Here is a 16,071-nt window from a genome sequence, read left to right as displayed (position 1 = left end):
TCAGAGGGCCTTGCGGCGAAATACCAGCCGCTCTGGCGTGCTGGCGCCGGATGCGAAAGCATAGCCCTCCAGGTTAAAACCTTCGAGCTGGCGCGGGGTTGTGACGCGCTGCAGTATCGCGTAGCGTGCCATGAGGCCGCGCGCGCGCTTGGCGTAGAAGCTGATGATCTTGTACTGCCCGCCCTTGTAATCCTCGAACACGCACTCGAGCACGCGCGCCTTGAGCGTCTTGCGCTCGACGGACTTGAAGTATTCCTGCGAGGCCAGGTTGACGATGACGGGCGTGGCGTCCTGCGCCAGCTGCCGGTTCAGGTGCTCGGCAATGCGCTTGCCCCAGAACTGGTAGAGGTTGGCGCCGGCGTCCGTCGCCAGGCGTGTGCCCATCTCCAGGCGGTAGGGCTGCATCCAGTCCAGTGGACGCAGCACGCCGTACAGGCCGCTCAGGATGGCCAGATGCTGCTGCGCCCAGTCCAGGTCTTGCAGCGACAGCTGGTGCGCCTGCAGCCCTTCATACACATCGCCGTTGAAGGCCATGACGGCCTGGCGCGCGTTGGCCGCCGTGGAGCGCGGCCGCCAGGCGGCGTAGCGTGCCACGTTCAGGGCGGCGAGCGGGTCGCTGAGCGACATCAGCGAGGCGATCTCCTGCGGCGATTTCTCGCGCAGCACGGCGATCAGCTGCCCGGCCTCGGGCATGAAGGCCGGCTGCGTGTGCGCCAGGCCGGCGGGCAGGGGGGTGTCGTAGTCCAGCGACTTGGCGGGCGACAGCAGGAACAGCATCCATGACTCCCAGAATCCGAGCTGCCTTTTCAAGCCAAATCGGGATCTAACCCTTATGGTTCAAACGCTGGCAGCTATGTTTTTTACATAGATAAAACGCAACCGGGGGCGATTGCCCCCGGTGCCATGGCGTGAGGCCGTACAGGCCTTCGCAGCTTAGGCGGAGGTGCCTTCCTTCTCGAACGGCAGTTGCAACTCGCGCAGGTCGCGGCGGGTTTCCACCAGCACCAGCGGGCCGTTGTCCAGTACCACCACGGGCGGGCGTGCGCGCGGCACATGCACGGGTTTGGGCTCGGCGGCGATGGCGGCCTGCACGGCGGCGATCTTGTCGGCGTCGGAGTTCACCCACTCCAGGCCCGAGGCCCGGGCGACTTGCTGCAGCGCCTCGACGGGCAGCGTGAAGGCCTGCACGGCTGGCATGCCGGTGGCCGTCGCAGCTTCGGCCGGTGCGATCGGTGCCGGGGACAGGTCGGCTGCGGCGGGCGCCTGCTGTGCCTCGGCCACGGCGGGTGCGGCGGCAGGGGCCGGGCTGGCCTCTGCAGCTGCGGGCGGCGTGACGGGCTGAGCCACCGGAGCGGCAGCGGGCTCGGCAGCCGGCCCGGCAAAGTAGCTGCGGCGTGCGGGTTCGCGCGCAGGCTCTTCGGCCACGGCTGGGGCCGGGGCGGCGGAAAGGTCGAACTCCATCAGCGGGGCCGGGGCGGCACTCTCGTTGGCATCGCCCGGACGCGGGCCGCGCTCGGCGCGCTCGCCACGTTCGCGGCGGTCACGGCCATAGCGGTCGCGTGAGCGGCGTTCGCGGCGCTCCTCGCCGCCGTTGGCGGTCTCGGGCGCGGCGGGAGCGATCTCGGTGGCCGTCAGGTCCAGGTCGGGCAGCGAGGCTATCGGCGCGGTGTCAGCAAAGTCTGCGGCCGGCACGGCGGCATGGGCGTCGGTGCCGCGCGGGCGGCGCTCGCCAGTGCGCTCACGGCGTTCGCCACGCTCGCCACGCTCACGCCGCTCGCCGCTGCGCGGCGCACGCTCTTGCGTGTCCGGAGTCTCGATGCTGTCGACGGCAACTGCCGGGGCATTCACCGCGGCCAGGTCGGTGGCTGGCTGTTGCGCGGCGCGTTCGCCGCGCTCGCGGCCACTGCGACCCTCACGTGGTTCGCGGCGGCCCTCGCCTTCGGCACGCTCGCCGCGGCGCTCGCCGTCGCGGCCACTGCGCGCCTCGCGGTTGTCGCGGCCTTCGGCGGCTGGGCGCTCGCCGCGGCGGCCACGGCCTTCGCCATTGCCGCCTTCGCGGTTGCCGCTGCGCTCACCGCTGCGTTCGCCACCACGGCGATTGCCGCGCTCACCGCTGCGGCTGTCACGGCGCCCTTCCGGGCGTGCAGCGGTTTCGCTGGGCTGCGGCGCCGGTGTGGCCACGGGTGCGGGGGCGGGGCCAAAGCCGAACAGGCTCTTGAGCCAGGCGAAGAAGCCTTGCTCCGGGGCGGGTGCCGGTGCCGGACGCGGCTGCTGCGGCGCGGGTGCGGCCGTGCGCGGCTGGCTCTGGCCGCGGGCGGCGCCCTCGGGGCGTGGCGCGGCCACGGGGGCAGGCGCGTCGGGCAGCACGCCCTTGATCACGGGCTGCTGCTTGTTCGTCGGTTCCTGTGAGCGGCGCGTGACGCTGGTGGGCTCTTCCACCGTGTCGGCCTGCTTGTAGCTGGCGTCCAGGTGCTCCAGGCGCGGGTCGTCGTGCTTCAGGCGCTCGAGCTTGTAGTGTGGCGTGGACAGGCTCTTGTTGGGGATGAGCATCACCGAGACGCGCTTGCGCAGCTCGATCTTGGCGATCTCGTTGCGTTTTTCGTTCAGCAGGAAGCTGGCCACCTCCACCGGCACCTGGCAGTGCACGGCGGCGGTGCTGTCCTTCATGGACTCTTCCTGGATCATGCGCAGCATCTGCAGCGAGAAGCCCTCGGTGTCGCGCACATGGCCGGTGCCGTCGCACTGGGGGCAGCGGATATGCGCGCCCTCGGACAGCGAGGGCTTCAGGCGCTGGCGGCTCATCTCCATCAGGCCGAACTTGGAAATCGAACCGAATTGCACACGTGCGCGGTCCTGGCGCAGGGCGTCGCGCAGGCGGTTCTCGACCTCGCGGCGGTTCTTGGACTCCTCCATATCGATGAAGTCGATCACGATCAGTCCGCCCAGGTCGCGCAGGCGCATCTGGCGCGCCACCTCGTCGGCGGCCTCCAGGTTGGTGCGCGTGGCGGTTTCCTCGATGTCGCCGCCCTTGATGGCGCGCGCCGAGTTCACGTCCACGCTCACCAGCGCCTCGGTATGGTCGATGACGATGGCGCCGCCCGAGGGGAGCTGCACGGTGCGGGCGTAGGCCGACTCGATCTGGTGCTCGATCTGGAAGCGCGAGAACAGCGGCGCGTCGTCACGGTAGCGCTTGACGCGGGCGGCCTGCTCGGGCATGACATGTGCCATGAACTGCTGCGCCTGCTCGTAGATGTCGTCGGTGTCGATCAGGATGTCGCCGATGTCGGCGTTGAAGTAGTCGCGGATGGCGCGGATCACCAGGCTCGATTCCTGGTAGATCAGAAAGGCGCCCCTGCCGGCCTTGGCGGCGCCGTCGATGGCGCTCCACAGCTTGAGCAGGTAGTTCAGGTCCCACTGCAGCTCGGGGGCGCTGCGGCCGATGCCGGCCGTGCGCGCGATGATGGACATGCCCTTGGGGTATTCGAGCTGGTCCATGGCCTCTTTCAGCTCGGCGCGGTCCTCGCCCTCGATGCGGCGGCTGACGCCGCCGCCGCGCGGGTTGTTGGGCATCAGCACGACGTAGCGGCCGGCCAGGCTGATGAAGGTGGTCAGCGCCGCCCCTTTGTTGCCGCGCTCTTCCTTCTCGACCTGGACGATGAGTTCCTGGCCTTCCTTGATCACGTCATTGATGCGCGCTTGGGATGGCGAGACGCCCTCGGCGAAGTACTGCTTGGAAATTTCCTTGAACGGCAGGAAGCCGTGGCGGTCCTCGCCGTAATCGACGAAGCAGGCCTCCAGCGACGGCTCCACGCGCGTCACCACGGCCTTGTAGATGTTGCCCTTGCGCTGTTCGCGCCCTTCGATTTCGATCTCGTAGTCCAGCAGCTTCTGGCCGTCCACGATGGCCAGGCGGCGCTCTTCGGGCTGCGTGGCGTTGATGAGCATCCGTTTCATGATGCGTGTCCTTTTCAATGCGTTGTTCTTGTGCGGGCGCAGCACAGCGCTGCCCGCGTCTCATATCCAAACAAACACCCCTGGAGGGGGCCGTCAATGCCTGGACTGGCGCATCGAAACCAAAGAAGGAAAGGCCGGGTCGCACCACGGCCGCGCGGCTGGGTCAGCTGCGCGGGCAGGGAGGAGGGGCGTGGATGGGGGCGAGCCGGATTGCGGGGAGTGCGGCTTCAAAAAAAGGAGCTGCTTGCGCTTTCCGGTTGGGCGTTTCAGCCGGTTTTTGTGCCATAGGCAAGCGCTGGCGCTCTTGCCAAAAGGACACAATCCAAGCCAGTACAACCCACATGATTTCGCTTTGATCCGCCGAGCGCCGCACTCTGGTGGAGGCGGTGTCGGCTTGTATTCCGTGTTTCAGTCGTTCGATGCGTCAGCCTCTGGTGCAAGGAGCGGCGCTAGAAACCGCGCACTATGCGCCTGGGCATTCACCAGACTGCGCGTCGAGCCGGGTGCGTGTCCACTAAACTCCAGACACATCAACCGCTTACACATCCGTCGCGCAGGTGAAACAGATTATAGAGGGCAAACCCAGCCCGGGCCCGACGGCCCGCACCGTCGAGGTCGACGCCGAGTCCGCAGGCCAGCGCCTGGACAACTTTTTGATACGCCACCTGAAGGGCGTGCCCAAGACCCATGTCTACCGCATCATCAGGAGCGGCGAGGTGCGCCTGAACAAGGGCCGCAGCAGCGCCGACGCGCGCGTGGCCGCGGGCGACCTGGTGCGCCTGCCGCCCGTGCGCGTGTCCGACAAGGTGGCCGAGAAGGCCGAGCGCCCCGCGCCCGCGCGCGAGTTCCCCATCCTGCTCGAAGACGAGCACCTGATTGCGCTGGACAAGCCCGCCGGCGTGGCCGTGCATGGCGGCAGCGGCGTGAGCTTTGGCGTCATCGAGCAGCTTCGGCGCGCCAGGCCCGAGGCGCGCTTTCTGGAGCTGGTGCACCGGCTGGACCGCGAGACCTCGGGCATCCTGCTGGTGGCCAAGAAGCGTTCGGCGCTGACCCACCTGCAGGACCAGTTCCGCGAGCGCGAGACGGGCAAGACCTACCTGGCGCTGGTCACGGGCCAGTGGCCGGCCAACAAGAAGGTCATCGACCTGCCGCTGCACAAATACCTGCAGGCCGACGGCGAGCGCCGCGTGCGCGTGACCACACCGGACGACCCGGATGGCATGCGTTCCATCACCCTGGTCAAGGTGCGCGAGCAGCTCCCGGCACGCCCGCGGCAGGGCCTGCCGGCCATGAGCCTCCTGGAGGTGACCATCAAGACCGGACGCACGCACCAGATCCGCGTGCACCTGGCGTCCCAGGGCCACGCCATCGCGGGCGATGACAAATACGGCGACTTCGATCTGAACAAGCGGCTGCAGAAGCGGGGTTTGAGGCGCATGTTCCTGCACGCCTGGCGCCTGCAGTTCGACCACCCGGCCGGCGGCGAGCGCCTGGAACTGCGTGCCGAGCTGCCGCCCGAGCTGGCGGATTTTCTTTTTTTGACCGAGCCCTCCCATGCCTGAATTTCGCCCGCGCCGTTTCGACCTGATCGCCTTCGACTGGGACGGCACGCTGTTCGACTCCACCGCCATCATCGTGCGCAGCATCCAGGATGCGGTGCGCGATGTCGGCGGCGCCGTGCCCAGCGACGAGGCTGCCGCCTGGGTCATCGGCATGGCCTTGCCCCAGGCCCTGGCCCATGCCGCGCCCGATGTGCCGCGCGAGCGCTACACCGAGCTTGGCAACCGCTACCGCTACCACTACCTGCAGCACCAGGACGATGTGACCCTGTTTCCCGGCGTACTGCCCATGCTGCAGGCGCTGCGCGCGCGCGGCCACCTGCTGGCCGTGGCCACGGGCAAGAGCCGGCGCGGCCTGGACCAGGTGTTGCAGCTGGTGCAGCTGCGCGGCATGTTCGACGGCTCGCGCACGGCCGACGAGACCGCCGGCAAGCCGCACCCGCTGATGCTGCAGGAGCTGATGGCCGAGTTCGGCGTGGCGCCCGAGCGCCTCTTGATGATCGGCGACACCACGCATGACCTGGAGATGGCACGCGCGGCCGGCTGCGCCAGCCTGGGCGTGGGCTATGGCGCGCATGACCAGGCGGAATTTGCCGCGTTGGGCCCGCTGTGCGTGCTCCCTTCCGTGGCCGAGCTGCACCGCTGGCTGCTGGAGCATGCCTGATGGCCACGCCCGATACGCAGCGCATAGTGCTGTGCGCCAGCGCGGCGCTGGTCGACGGCGGCCTGGCAGTGGCCTTCGAGGTCTGCCACCGCGGCCAGAACCTGCGCGCCTTTGCCGTGCGTTTCGAAGGGCGGGTCCATGCCTATTTGAACCGTTGCACCCATGTGGCCATGGAAATGGACTTGCGGGAAGGACATTTCTTTGACGACAGCGGCTGCCTGCTCATCTGCGCCAGCCATGGCGCGGTGTTTGCTCCCGACACCGGGGAATGCCTTGGCGGTCCGGCCCGCGGGCCGCTGGTGAAGGTGTTTTTGAGTGAGGAAGCTGGCACGGTGTACTGGCATACTGCCCCCGATCTGCACACCGTAGCGTTCTGACACCATGACCGATCCCACCCGCACCGAACCCACTGGATTCGAGGGAAATCAGCCTCAACCCAGCGACCTGTGGGCGCGGACAGCTACCGAAAAAGAAGCAAAAAAAACCATGTCCTCGGCCCCTGGCTGGGAGCGCGAGCTGCTGGAAAAGCTCGTCCTGGGCACCCTGGCCGAACAGCGCGCGGCGCGGCGCTGGCGCAACTTCTGGCGCTTTGGCTGGATAGCCCTGGTTGCGCTGCTGGTCTGGATGGCCATGCAGCGCGACATCACCAGTGCCGCCAAGAGCGCGCCGCACACGGCGGTGGTGGACGTCAAGGGCGAGATTGCCGCCGGCGCCGAGGCCGGCGCCGAGTTCGTCGTGGCCGCCATGAGGAGCGCCTTCGAGGACTCGGGTTCGAAGGCCGTGGTGCTGCTCATCAACTCGCCCGGCGGCAGCCCGGTGCAGGCCGGCATCATCAACGATGAGATCGTGCGCCTGAAGGCCAAGCACAACAAGCCCTTGTATGCCGTGGTGGAGGAAACCTGCGCCTCGGCCGCCTACTACATTGCCGCTGCGGCCGACGATATCTTCGTGGACAAGGCTAGCATCGTGGGCAGCATCGGCGTGCTCATGGACGGCTTTGGCTTCACCGGCACCATGGAGAAACTCGGCGTGGAGCGTCGCCTGCTCACCGCGGGCGAGAACAAGGGCTTTCTGGATCCCTTCAGTCCGCAGTCCGCGACGCAGCGCGGCTACGCGCAGCAGATGCTGGACCAGATCCACCAGCAGTTCATCGCCGCGGTCAAGAAGGGCCGGGGCGAGCGCCTGAAGACCACGCCCGAGACCTTCAGCGGCCTGTTCTGGACCGGACAGCAGGCGGTGGACATGGGCCTGGCCGACCAGTTCGGCAGCCTGGACTATGTGGCGCGCGAGATCGTCAAGGCCGAGGACGTGATCGATTACACGCGCCGCGACAACGTGGCCGAGCGCCTGGTGCGCAAGTTCGGCGCCACGTTCGGCGAGGTGGTGCTGCACGGCATGCGGGCGGCGCCGGCGCTGCGCTGAGGTTTGCGCGCGGCAGTTTTAAAAAATCATAGCTACCAGCGTTTTATGGTATTGGGCTGCAGCCGATTTTTCCCATAAATTGCCTGCCTGCGGCACTTCCCGCGATATGAAGCCCCCTGCCGCCTTCTTGGCCCTTGCACTGTCCCCGGCGGGCCATCTGTCCTGCCGTCTTGAGCCCGAGGCCGCCCCTCTGCCCGAAGCCCTGCACGACGGCATTGCCGCCGCCTTCGCGCAAGGTGCGGGGCCGGGCCTGCTGCATCTGGGCGGGGTGTGCGTGGCCAGCGCCCTGCCGCCGGCCTGGGCCTGGTGGCGGGACTGGGCCGTGCGCTACTTCACGGCCCTGTGCACCACGCAGCCGGGCGATGAGGGTGCGACAGCGGCCGTGCCCCCGCCCGACGCCGCCGCGCTGCGGGCGCAGCTGCTGAACGCGCCGCCCATGGCCGGGGCCGAGTACCTGAGCGTGGAGGTGTTGCTGGCGCTGTGGCAGAGCATCAAAGCCGCGCTGCACGCGGGCTGCGCGGCGTCCGGGCTACCCCTGCCGCAATTCCTCGCGAGCCATTACCCCGCCTGGAAGCTGGTGGGCCGCGTGCATTTCAACCTGGCGGAAAACCGCAAGGATCCGGACGCGCCCTTTGCCTTCCTCGCCACCTACACCACCCGGTTGTCGGCGCATGGCAAGGCCCAGCATGTGCCGCTGTCGCAGGCGCTCAAGGAGTTTTCCGGTACGCGCAAGAAGGCGCAGCCTTTGTCGCTGCTGATGCCGGTGCAGCGCGCCGCGGCGGATTGCGCCTGGATCGCCGAGATGGTGGAGGCGGGCGAGATCTACCACCCGCTGCGCTGGGAGGTGCCGGACGCCGTGCGCTTTCTCACCGATTCTCCGCGCATGGAGGCCGCGGGCATCGTCGTGCGCATGCCCGCCCAGTGGCGCGGCGGACGCCCGGCGCGGCCCAGGGTGCGTGCGGCGCTGGGCAGCCAGCTGGCGGGCGGTGCGGGGCTCTCTGCCATGCCCTGGTCATCACCACCTACGGCCAGCTGTCGCGCGCCCCGGCCCTGGGCGCGTAGCGCTGGCGCCTGGCCGTGCTGGACGAGGCCCAGGCGATCAAGAACCCGGTGGCCCAGCAGACGCGCGCGGTGAAGAAGCTGCAGGCCGCTACGCGCATCGCGCTCACGGGCACGCCGGTCGAGAACCGCCTGTCCGATCTGTGGTCGTTTTTCGACTTCACCCACCCCGGCCTGCTGGGCAGCGAGCGCGTGTTTGCCAGCTTTGCCAAACGGCTGGCGGCAACGGGCCAGTACGCGCCGCTGCGCCAGCTGGTGGGGCCCTACATCCTGCGGCGCCTGAAGAGCGACAAGCGCGTCATTGCCGACCTGCCCGACAAGACCGAGGTCGCCGCCTGGTGCCACCTCACGGTCGTGCAGGCCACGCATTACCAGCAGGCCGTCAAGGCGCTGGAGCAGGCTTTGGAGCGATCAGAGGGCATGGAACGCTCTCGTTTCTGATGCGCCTGAAACAGATCTGCAACCACCCCTCGCAGTGGCTGGGCGACGGCGCCTGGCTGCCCGAGGCCAGCGGCAAGTTCGCGCGCCTGCGCGAGATCGCCGAGACCGTGGCCGCGCGGCAGGAAAAGATGCTGGTCTTCACCCAGTTCGTGCTGCGCCAGGTGGACGCCAACGACCTGCTCACGGCCCAGGCCACCGTGCTTTCCGCCCCGAAGAAAAAGCCGGCCAGGGCCAGGGTGCTGGAGGATGCCGCCCTCGCAGACGTGTTTGGTATCGCGCTGGCGGCGGCAGAGGTGTTCGTCGAATCTGCGCCGGGCAAGCGGCGGACTGCGGCGGCCAAGGCTGCGTTGGCGAAGCCTGATGCGCCAGCCCCGGCCAAACCGGCAAAGAAGGTGGCAGCAAAAAAGGCCGCCCCCAGGAAGACGAGCGCCTGAGGCTATGCCCCGACGGCAAACACCACGGGCGTGTGCTTGTCGGCAGGCAGCGCCTGCTGCTGCCACGCGCGCACGCTGCGGCTTTGCACCTGGCCCTGGGTCAGTGTCAGTCCCGCGGCCACGGCCAGGCGGGTGTCCGGTCGCAGGGTGTGCAGCAGCGCCTGCCATAGCGCGGCATTGCGGTAGGGCGTCTCGATGAAGAGCTGTGTCTGGCCGGTCTTCAGCGCCAGGGCTTCCAACTGGCGTATGCGCTGGCTGCGGTCGTCCGCATCCTGGGGCAGGTAGCCGACGAAGGCAAAATTCTGGCCATTGAGACCGCTGGCCGCCAGCGCCAGCAGCAGCGACACCGGGCCGACCAGCGGCAGCACGCGCGCGCCCAGCTCGTGCGCGGCGCGCACCACCGAACTGCCCGGGTCGGCCACGGCGGGCATGCCGGCTTCGCTCGTCAGGCCCATGTCATGGCCCGCCAGCAGCGGGGCGAGCAGGGGCCTGGCGTCAAAACTGGCATGGCCCTTGCCGCCGTGGTCGCCCTTCTTGTGCACCTCGCGCGGCAGCTCGGCAATCTGCTGCTGCTGCAGGGGCGCGGCCAGCGGGTACAGGGCGTCTATGCGCTTCAAATAGGCGCGGCAGCTCTTGGCGTTCTCGCAGATCCAGTGCGTCAGCTGTGCCGCCCGGCGCAGCGTGCCTTCGGGCAGCACCTCGGCCAGCGCGGTTTCGCCGTCGCAGCCAAAGTCCAGCGGTGCGGGCACCAGATACAGCGTACCGGGAGGGGGCGCACTACTCATGGAAGCACCAGCCCCGCGGCGCGCAGCATGCGGCAGGTGCGGATCAGCGGCAGGCCGATCAGGGCCGTGGGGTCGTCGCTGTCAATGGCGTCCAGCAGGGCAATGCCTAGGCCCTCGCTCTTGGCACTGCCGGCGCAGTCGTAGGGCTGCTCGGAGCGCAGGTAGCGTTCGATCTCGGCGTCAGACAGTTCGCGAAAGCGCACGCGCACCGGGGCCAGGTCCACCTGCTCGAAGCCCGCGGCCTGGCAGACCACGGCCACGGCGGTCTGGAAGATGACGGTCTGGCCGCTCATGCGGCGCAGCTGCGCCGTGGCGCGCTCGTGGTTGCCGGGCTTGCCCAGCGGCTGGCCATCCAGGTCGGCCACCTGGTCCGAGCCGATGACGACGGCATCGGGGTGCTGCGCTGCGACCGCGCGGGCCTTGGCCAGTGCCAGGCGCAGCGCCAGGGTGCGCGGGTCTTCGCCGGGCAGTGGGGTTTCATCCGCCGCGGGAGCGGCCACTTCAAACGGCAGGCCCAGGCGTGCCAGGAGTTCGCGCCGGTAGCGCGAGGTCGATCCCAATACCAGGGAGCGAGGCAGGGGGGAGGATTGCAGCATGCGCCGATTCTCTTACACTGACCGCCATGACCAAGGAATATTCCCCCGACCGGCTGGACGTCAAGGCCTTCGCCCAGGCCGGCGCTCACCTGTCCGGTCATGACACGCTGCTGAAGTACCAGCGTCTGGCTGAGGAGGCCAAGGGCCTGCACCCCGACCTGCGCGTGGATTGGATGGTCGATGGCGAGGTGCGCACCATCCATGGCATGGACGCCCAGATCTGGTTGCGGATCAAGGCCAGTGCCAGCCTGCCTTTGACCTGCCAACGCTGCCTGCACACGGTGGATGTGCCGCTGGAGGTGGAGCGCGAGTTCCGCTTCGTCGCCGACGAGGCTACAGCCGAGGCGCTCGACAGCGACAGCGAGGAAGACCTGCTGGCGCTCAGCCGTGAGTTCAACCTGCGCGAGCTGATAGAGGATGAACTGATCATGGCCCTGCCCGTGGTGCCGCGCCATGACGAATGCCCCGCCGAGGTCCGGCTCGCGTCAAGCGATGCAGACTTTGAGCAGGCCAGTGCGCAGAAGCCCAATCCGTTTGCGGCCCTGGCGGGGCTGCACAAGGACAAGCCGGAGCAATGATCGCCCGGTTTGCGCTGTGCCTGGGGTGAAAACGCATTTGTCATATAATCACAGGCTTCGCGCGAAATCCCTCGTGTCTTTAATGGGCTGATCGCGTTTTTACCAACCCTTTCAAGACCCTAGGAGCCAACCATGGCTGTTCAGCAAAACAAGAAGTCCCCCTCCAAGCGCGGCATGCACCGTTCGCACAACGCCCTGACGGTGCCCGGCATTGCCGTGGAGCCCACCACCGGCGAAACCCACCTGCGCCACCACATCAGCCCCAATGGTTTCTACCGTGGCCGCCAGGTGCTGAAGAACAAGTCCGAAGCCTGATTCAGACTGCGCAACCTCGGGCCCGTTGCTACATATAATGTAGCGCGGGCCTTTGTTGTTTGGGCCTGTGCCACAGTTTTTCATAGACCACCTGACGGACCGACTCTGCGCCGATGATCACACTGGCTGTTGACTGCATGGGGGGCGACCATGGCCCCGACGTCACGCTTCCCGCGTGCCGCCAGTTCCTGGAGCACCATCCTGACGCCCGCCTGTTGCTCGTGGGTCAGCCCGCCAGCCTGCAGGGCCTGGTGCATGAGCGCGCCTCGGTGATCGCGGCCTCCGAGGTCGTGGCCATGGACGATCCGGTGGAGGTGGCCTTGCGGCGCAAGAAGGACTCTTCCATGCGCGTGGCCATCCAGCAGGTCAAGGACGGCACGGCGCAGGCCGCCGTGTCGGCGGGCAATACCGGTGCGCTGATGGCGATCGCGCGCTATTTGCTCAAGACGCTGGAGGGCATAGACCGCCCGGCGATTGCCACCCAGTTGCCCAATGCCCAGGGCGGCGCCACCACGGTGCTGGACCTGGGCGCGAACGTGGACTGCACGGCCGAGCACCTGCTGCAGTTCGCCGTCATGGGCTCGGCCCTGGTGTCTGTGCTGCAGGAGCGCGACGAACCGTTGGTGGGGCTGCTCAATATTGGCGAAGAGGCGATCAAGGGCAGCGAAGAAATCAAGAAGGCCGGCGAACTGCTGCGTTCTGCTGCCAATGTGGGTGATTTGAACTTCCATGGCAATGTCGAGGGCAATGACATCTTCAAGGGCACGGTGGATATCGTGGTCTGTGATGGCTTTGTCGGCAACGTGGCCCTGAAGGCCAGCGAAGGAGTCGCCGCAATGATTGTCGGCGGGCTCAAACAGGAGTTTTCGCGCAGCATCTTCACGAAAATGGCAGCCATCGTTGCCTATCCTGTGCTGTCAGCGCTGATGCGGCGCATGGATCACCGGCGCTATAACGGCGCCGCGCTGCTGGGCCTGCGCGGCCTGGTGTTCAAGAGCCATGGTTCGGCCGACGTGCTGGCCTTCGAGCAGGCCTTGAACCGGGCGTATGATGCGGCCCGCAACAACCTGCTCGACCGCGTCCGGGCGCGGGTTGCGCATGCGGCCCCTCTGTTGGCGGCTGCAGACGCCCAGCCCACACCCTGACCGGCCACGGCCCCCTATCGATGAGACGCTATTCCCGCATTACCGGCACCGGCAGCTATCTGCCGCCGCGCCGTGTGACCAATGACGATCTGGTGGCCCAGCTGGCCGCACAGGGTGTCGAGACCTCTGACGACTGGATAGTGGAGCGCACGGGTATTCGTGCGCGCCACTTTGCCGAACGCGATGTGACCAGCAGCGACCTGGCGCTGCAGGCCGCGCGCCGAGCGCTGGAGGCTGCCGGCCGCGAGGCCAAGGACATTGACCTGATCATCGTCGCCACGTCCACGCCGGACATGGTGTTCCCCTCCAGCGCCTGCATCCTGCAGCACAAGCTGGGTGTGAGCGGCTGCCCGGCCTTCGACGTGCAGGCCGTGTGCAGCGGCTTCGTCTATGCGCTGACGGTGGCGGACGCCATGATCCAGTCCGGTGCCGCCAGCCGCGCGCTGGTGGTGGGCGCCGAGGTGTTCAGCCGCATCCTGGACTTCCAGGACCGCACCACCTGCGTGCTGTTTGGCGACGGCGCCGGCGCCGTGGTGCTGGAGGCGTCCGATGAGCCGGGCATCCTGGCCTGCGAACTGCATGCCGATGGCAGCCATGTGGGTATTCTGTGCGTGCCGGGCAATGTCTATGGCGGGCAGATTCTGGGCGATCCGCTGCTCAAGATGGATGGCCAGGCGGTCTTCAAGCTGGCCGTGGGCGTGCTGGAAAAGGCTGCGCGCGCCGCGCTGGACAAGGCGGGGCTCACCGATGCCGACATCGACTGGCTGATCCCGCACCAGGCCAATATCCGCATCATGCAGAGCACGGCGCGCAAGCTGAAGCTGCCCATGGACAAGGTGGTGGTCACGGTGGCCCAGCATGGCAACACCTCGGCGGCCTCCATCCCGCTGGCGCTGGACCATGCCGTGCGCGCTGGCCAGGTCCGGCCGGGCCAGACTGTGATGCTCGAAGGCGTTGGCGGTGGCTTTACCTGGGGCGCGGTACTCCTGAAAATGTAGCTTGTAACGCTTGTTCTATAAGCGTTACAGCCACTTTTTATCAAATTAGTTGACCATGTCTAAAACTTTTGCTTTTGTGTTTCCTGGCCAGGGCTCGCAGTCGGTGGGCATGCTGGACGCCTGGGGTGACCACCCCGTGGTGGCTGAGACGCTACGCGAAGCATCCGACGCACTGGGCGAGGATGTGGCTGCGTTGATTCACAGCGGCCCCAAGGAGGCTCTGGCCCTGACCACCAACACCCAGCCCGTGATGCTGGTGGCTGGCGTGGCCGCGTGGCGCGCGTGGCGCGCCGCGGGTGGCGCGCTGCCGGCGTTCGTGGCCGGGCATTCGCTGGGTGAGTATTCCGCGCTTGTCGCCTCTGGCGTGCTGACGCTGGCCCAGGCCGCTCCGCTGGTGCGTCTGCGCGCCGCCGCCATGCAAGAGGCCGTGCCCGTGGGCGTTGGCGCCATGGCCGCCATCCTGGGGTTGGACGCCGCCAAGGTCATTGCCGGCTGCGCCCAGGCCACCGCCAGCTTTGGCGCCGGCTCGCCCGAGGTGGTCGAGGCCGTGAACTTCAACGACCCCGCGCAGACCGTGATCGCCGGCACCAAGGCCGGCGTGGACAAGGCCTGCGAACTGCTCAAGGCCGCAGGCGCCAAGCGCGCCCTGCCGCTGCCCGTGTCGGCGCCGTTCCATTCCAGCCTGATGAAGCCCGCAGCCGAGAAGCTGCGTGCGGCCCTGGCGGCGCTGCCATTGGCCGCGCCGCAGATTCCTGTGCTGAACAACGTGGACGTGGCCGTGCAGCAGGATGCCGACGCCATTCGTGACGCCCTGTACCGCCAGGCCTTTGGCCCCGTGCGCTGGGTGGAGTGCGTGCAGGCCCTCAAGGCCCGCGGTATGACCCATGTGATCGAATGCGGCCCCGGCAAGGTGCTGGCCGGCATGACCAAGCGCATAGCCCCCGAACTGCTCGGTGCCTCTGTGTATGACCCGGCCACGCTGGCCGAAACCAAGGAGCTGCTGGCATGAGTGAGACGACCCAACCTCAGATCGCGCTGGTCACCGGCGCCACGCGCGGCATTGGCGCCGCAATCGCCGCCGAGCTGGCCGCGCGCGGCCTGCGCGTGATCGGCACCGCTACCAGCGACGAGGGCGCCGCACGCATCGGCCAGGCGCTGGCGGCCCAGGGCGGCAAGGGCGTGAAGCTGAACGTGACCGACGGCGCCGCCGTGGACGCGCTGGTGGACGCCATCGTCAAGGAATATGGCGGCTTGCATGTGCTGGTGAACAACGCCGGCATCACGCGCGACCAGCTGGCCATGCGCATGAAGGATGACGACTGGGATGCCGTGCTCGACACCAACCTCAAGGCCGTGTTCCGCGTCAGCCGTGCCGCCATCCGTCCCATGATGAAGCAGCGCTTCGGACGCATCATCAGCATCACCAGCGTGGTGGGTGCCTCGGGCAATCCGGGTCAGGCCAATTACGCGGCCGCCAAGGCCGGTGTGGCCGGCATGACGCGCGCGCTGGCGCGCGAACTCGGCAGCCGCGGCATCACTGTGAACTGCGTGGCTCCGGGCTTCATTGCCACCGACATGACGGCCGACCTTCCCGAAGAACAGAAGAAGGCGCTCAAGTCCCAGATTGCCATGGGCGACCTGGGCCAGCCCAGCGACATCGCCCATGCCGTGGCATACCTTGCATCGGCGGGAGCCGGCTATGTGACGGGGCAGGAATTGCACGTCAATGGCGGCATGTATATGTAGTTCAGACAAGTTCTCGCCGGATCATCCGTGCGGCGGGCTGCTAGGGAGCTTTGTCTTTAAGCGGCTAGAATCGCGGATTCATTCACAACCCCCAGAGGGAAACCATGAGCGATATCGAAGCACGTGTCAAAAAAATCATTGCCGAACAACTCGGCGTGGAAGAGTCTCAAGTCACCAATGAAAAGGCCTTCGTGGCCGATCTGGGCGCCGACTCTCTGGACACGGTGGAACTGGTGATGGCACTGGAAGACGAATTCGGCATCGAGATTCCTGACGAAGACGCAGAGAAAATCACCACGGTGCAAAACGCCATCGACTACGCCAACACCCATCAGAAGGCCTAAGCCGCCGTCGCCCGCAGCCCCGGGACATCAG

Annotated in this window: 18 protein-coding genes; 14 read left to right on the top strand and 4 right to left on the bottom strand. The window is 67.5% G+C overall.

Going from position 1 to position 16,071, the window contains the following annotated elements; genetic code table 11:
- Entirely contained in the window at window positions 1-777 is a 777-nt protein-coding gene (gene yaaA / locus P7644_RS15365; protein WP_404300115.1) for a peroxide stress protein YaaA, read from the bottom strand.
- 156 nt (window positions 778-933) lie between these two features.
- Window positions 934-3,954 (bottom strand): Rne/Rng family ribonuclease, encoded by a 3,021-nt coding sequence (locus tag P7644_RS15360; RefSeq protein ID WP_404300114.1) that lies wholly within the window; start codon window positions 3,952-3,954, stop codon window positions 934-936.
- 557 nt (window positions 3,955-4,511) lie between these two features.
- On the opposite strand from P7644_RS15360, the gene P7644_RS15355 reads away from it, so the two are divergent.
- The 7 genes from P7644_RS15355 to P7644_RS15325 all read left to right on the top strand — a co-directional run bounded on the left by P7644_RS15355 (window position 4,512) and on the right by P7644_RS15325 (window position 9,533).
- A complete protein-coding gene (locus P7644_RS15355) occupies window positions 4,512-5,516 on the top strand; it encodes an RluA family pseudouridine synthase (RefSeq protein WP_404300113.1) in 1,005 nt (334 codons plus the stop codon).
- Entirely contained in the window at window positions 5,509-6,177 is a 669-nt protein-coding gene (locus P7644_RS15350; RefSeq protein WP_404300112.1) for an HAD family hydrolase, read from the top strand. The genes P7644_RS15355 and P7644_RS15350 overlap by 8 nt, the downstream gene beginning before the upstream one ends.
- Window positions 6,177-6,554, top strand: a complete 378-nt coding sequence (locus P7644_RS15345; RefSeq protein WP_404300111.1) for a Rieske (2Fe-2S) protein — start codon at window positions 6,177-6,179, stop codon at window positions 6,552-6,554. Before P7644_RS15350 ends, P7644_RS15345 begins: the two co-directional genes overlap by 1 nt.
- Before the next feature lie 4 nt (window positions 6,555-6,558).
- Window positions 6,559-7,599 carry a S49 family peptidase gene (locus P7644_RS15340; protein WP_404300110.1) on the top strand — a complete coding sequence of 347 codons (1,041 nt, stop codon included), beginning with the start codon at window positions 6,559-6,561 and terminating at the stop codon, window positions 7,597-7,599.
- Window positions 7,600-7,705: 106 nt separating this feature from the next.
- Entirely contained in the window at window positions 7,706-8,734 is a 1,029-nt protein-coding gene (locus tag P7644_RS15335; RefSeq protein WP_404300109.1) for an SNF2 helicase-associated domain-containing protein, read from the top strand.
- Window positions 8,677-9,099 carry an SNF2-related protein gene (locus P7644_RS15330; RefSeq protein ID WP_404300108.1) on the top strand — a complete coding sequence of 141 codons (423 nt, stop codon included), beginning with the start codon at window positions 8,677-8,679 and terminating at the stop codon, window positions 9,097-9,099. The genes P7644_RS15335 and P7644_RS15330 overlap by 58 nt, the downstream gene beginning before the upstream one ends.
- The gene (locus P7644_RS15325; protein ID WP_404300107.1) at window positions 9,099-9,533 is read left to right on the top strand and encodes a hypothetical protein; all 435 of its coding nucleotides are present in this window, start codon (window positions 9,099-9,101) and stop codon (window positions 9,531-9,533) included. Before P7644_RS15330 ends, P7644_RS15325 begins: the two co-directional genes overlap by 1 nt.
- 2 nt (window positions 9,534-9,535) lie before the next feature.
- Here P7644_RS15325 and P7644_RS15320 read toward each other — a convergent pair whose 3' ends face one another.
- Together P7644_RS15320 and P7644_RS15315 are read right to left on the bottom strand one after the other, a co-directional pair.
- Window positions 9,536-10,318 carry an SAM-dependent methyltransferase gene (locus P7644_RS15320; RefSeq protein ID WP_404300106.1) on the bottom strand — a complete coding sequence of 261 codons (783 nt, stop codon included), beginning with the start codon at window positions 10,316-10,318 and terminating at the stop codon, window positions 9,536-9,538.
- Window positions 10,315-10,914 carry a Maf family protein gene (locus P7644_RS15315; protein ID WP_404300105.1) on the bottom strand — a complete coding sequence of 200 codons (600 nt, stop codon included), beginning with the start codon at window positions 10,912-10,914 and terminating at the stop codon, window positions 10,315-10,317. The genes P7644_RS15320 and P7644_RS15315 overlap by 4 nt, the downstream gene beginning before the upstream one ends.
- A gap of 26 nt (window positions 10,915-10,940) precedes the next feature.
- Between P7644_RS15315 and P7644_RS15310 the strand changes: the two genes are divergently transcribed.
- From P7644_RS15310 to acpP, 7 genes are all read left to right on the top strand, one after another.
- Entirely contained in the window at window positions 10,941-11,492 is a 552-nt protein-coding gene (locus tag P7644_RS15310) for a YceD family protein (RefSeq protein ID WP_404300104.1), read from the top strand.
- A 132-nt stretch (window positions 11,493-11,624) separates the two neighbouring features.
- Window positions 11,625-11,807: a 50S ribosomal protein L32 gene (rpmF, locus tag P7644_RS15305; protein ID WP_011794326.1), complete on the top strand. Its 183-nt coding sequence runs from the start codon at window positions 11,625-11,627 to the stop codon at window positions 11,805-11,807.
- A gap of 113 nt (window positions 11,808-11,920) precedes the next feature.
- A complete protein-coding gene (plsX, locus tag P7644_RS15300) occupies window positions 11,921-12,952 on the top strand; it encodes a phosphate acyltransferase PlsX (RefSeq protein WP_404300103.1) in 1,032 nt (343 codons plus the stop codon).
- A 20-nt stretch (window positions 12,953-12,972) separates the two neighbouring features.
- Entirely contained in the window at window positions 12,973-13,950 is a 978-nt protein-coding gene (locus P7644_RS15295; protein WP_404300102.1) for a beta-ketoacyl-ACP synthase III, read from the top strand.
- 55 nt (window positions 13,951-14,005) lie between these two features.
- Window positions 14,006-14,959 (top strand): ACP S-malonyltransferase, encoded by a 954-nt coding sequence (gene fabD / locus P7644_RS15290; RefSeq protein ID WP_404300101.1) that lies wholly within the window; start codon window positions 14,006-14,008, stop codon window positions 14,957-14,959.
- Window positions 14,956-15,696, top strand: coding sequence for a 3-oxoacyl-ACP reductase FabG (fabG, locus tag P7644_RS15285; protein WP_404300100.1), 741 nt, complete (start codon window positions 14,956-14,958; stop codon window positions 15,694-15,696). The genes fabD and fabG overlap by 4 nt, the downstream gene beginning before the upstream one ends.
- A gap of 104 nt (window positions 15,697-15,800) precedes the next feature.
- Window positions 15,801-16,040, top strand: coding sequence for an acyl carrier protein (gene acpP / locus P7644_RS15280; RefSeq protein WP_003058049.1), 240 nt, complete (start codon window positions 15,801-15,803; stop codon window positions 16,038-16,040).
- The last annotated feature ends 31 nt before the right edge of the window (window positions 16,041-16,071 follow it).

Origin of the sequence: Alicycliphilus denitrificans (genome assembly GCF_044792555.1) — a bacterium.
Taxonomy (GTDB): Bacteria; Pseudomonadota; Gammaproteobacteria; order Burkholderiales; family Burkholderiaceae_C; genus Alicycliphilus; species Alicycliphilus denitrificans_A.
The sequence above is the reverse complement of the archived record's forward strand: the minus strand, read 5'-3'. Positions and strand labels throughout refer to the sequence as shown.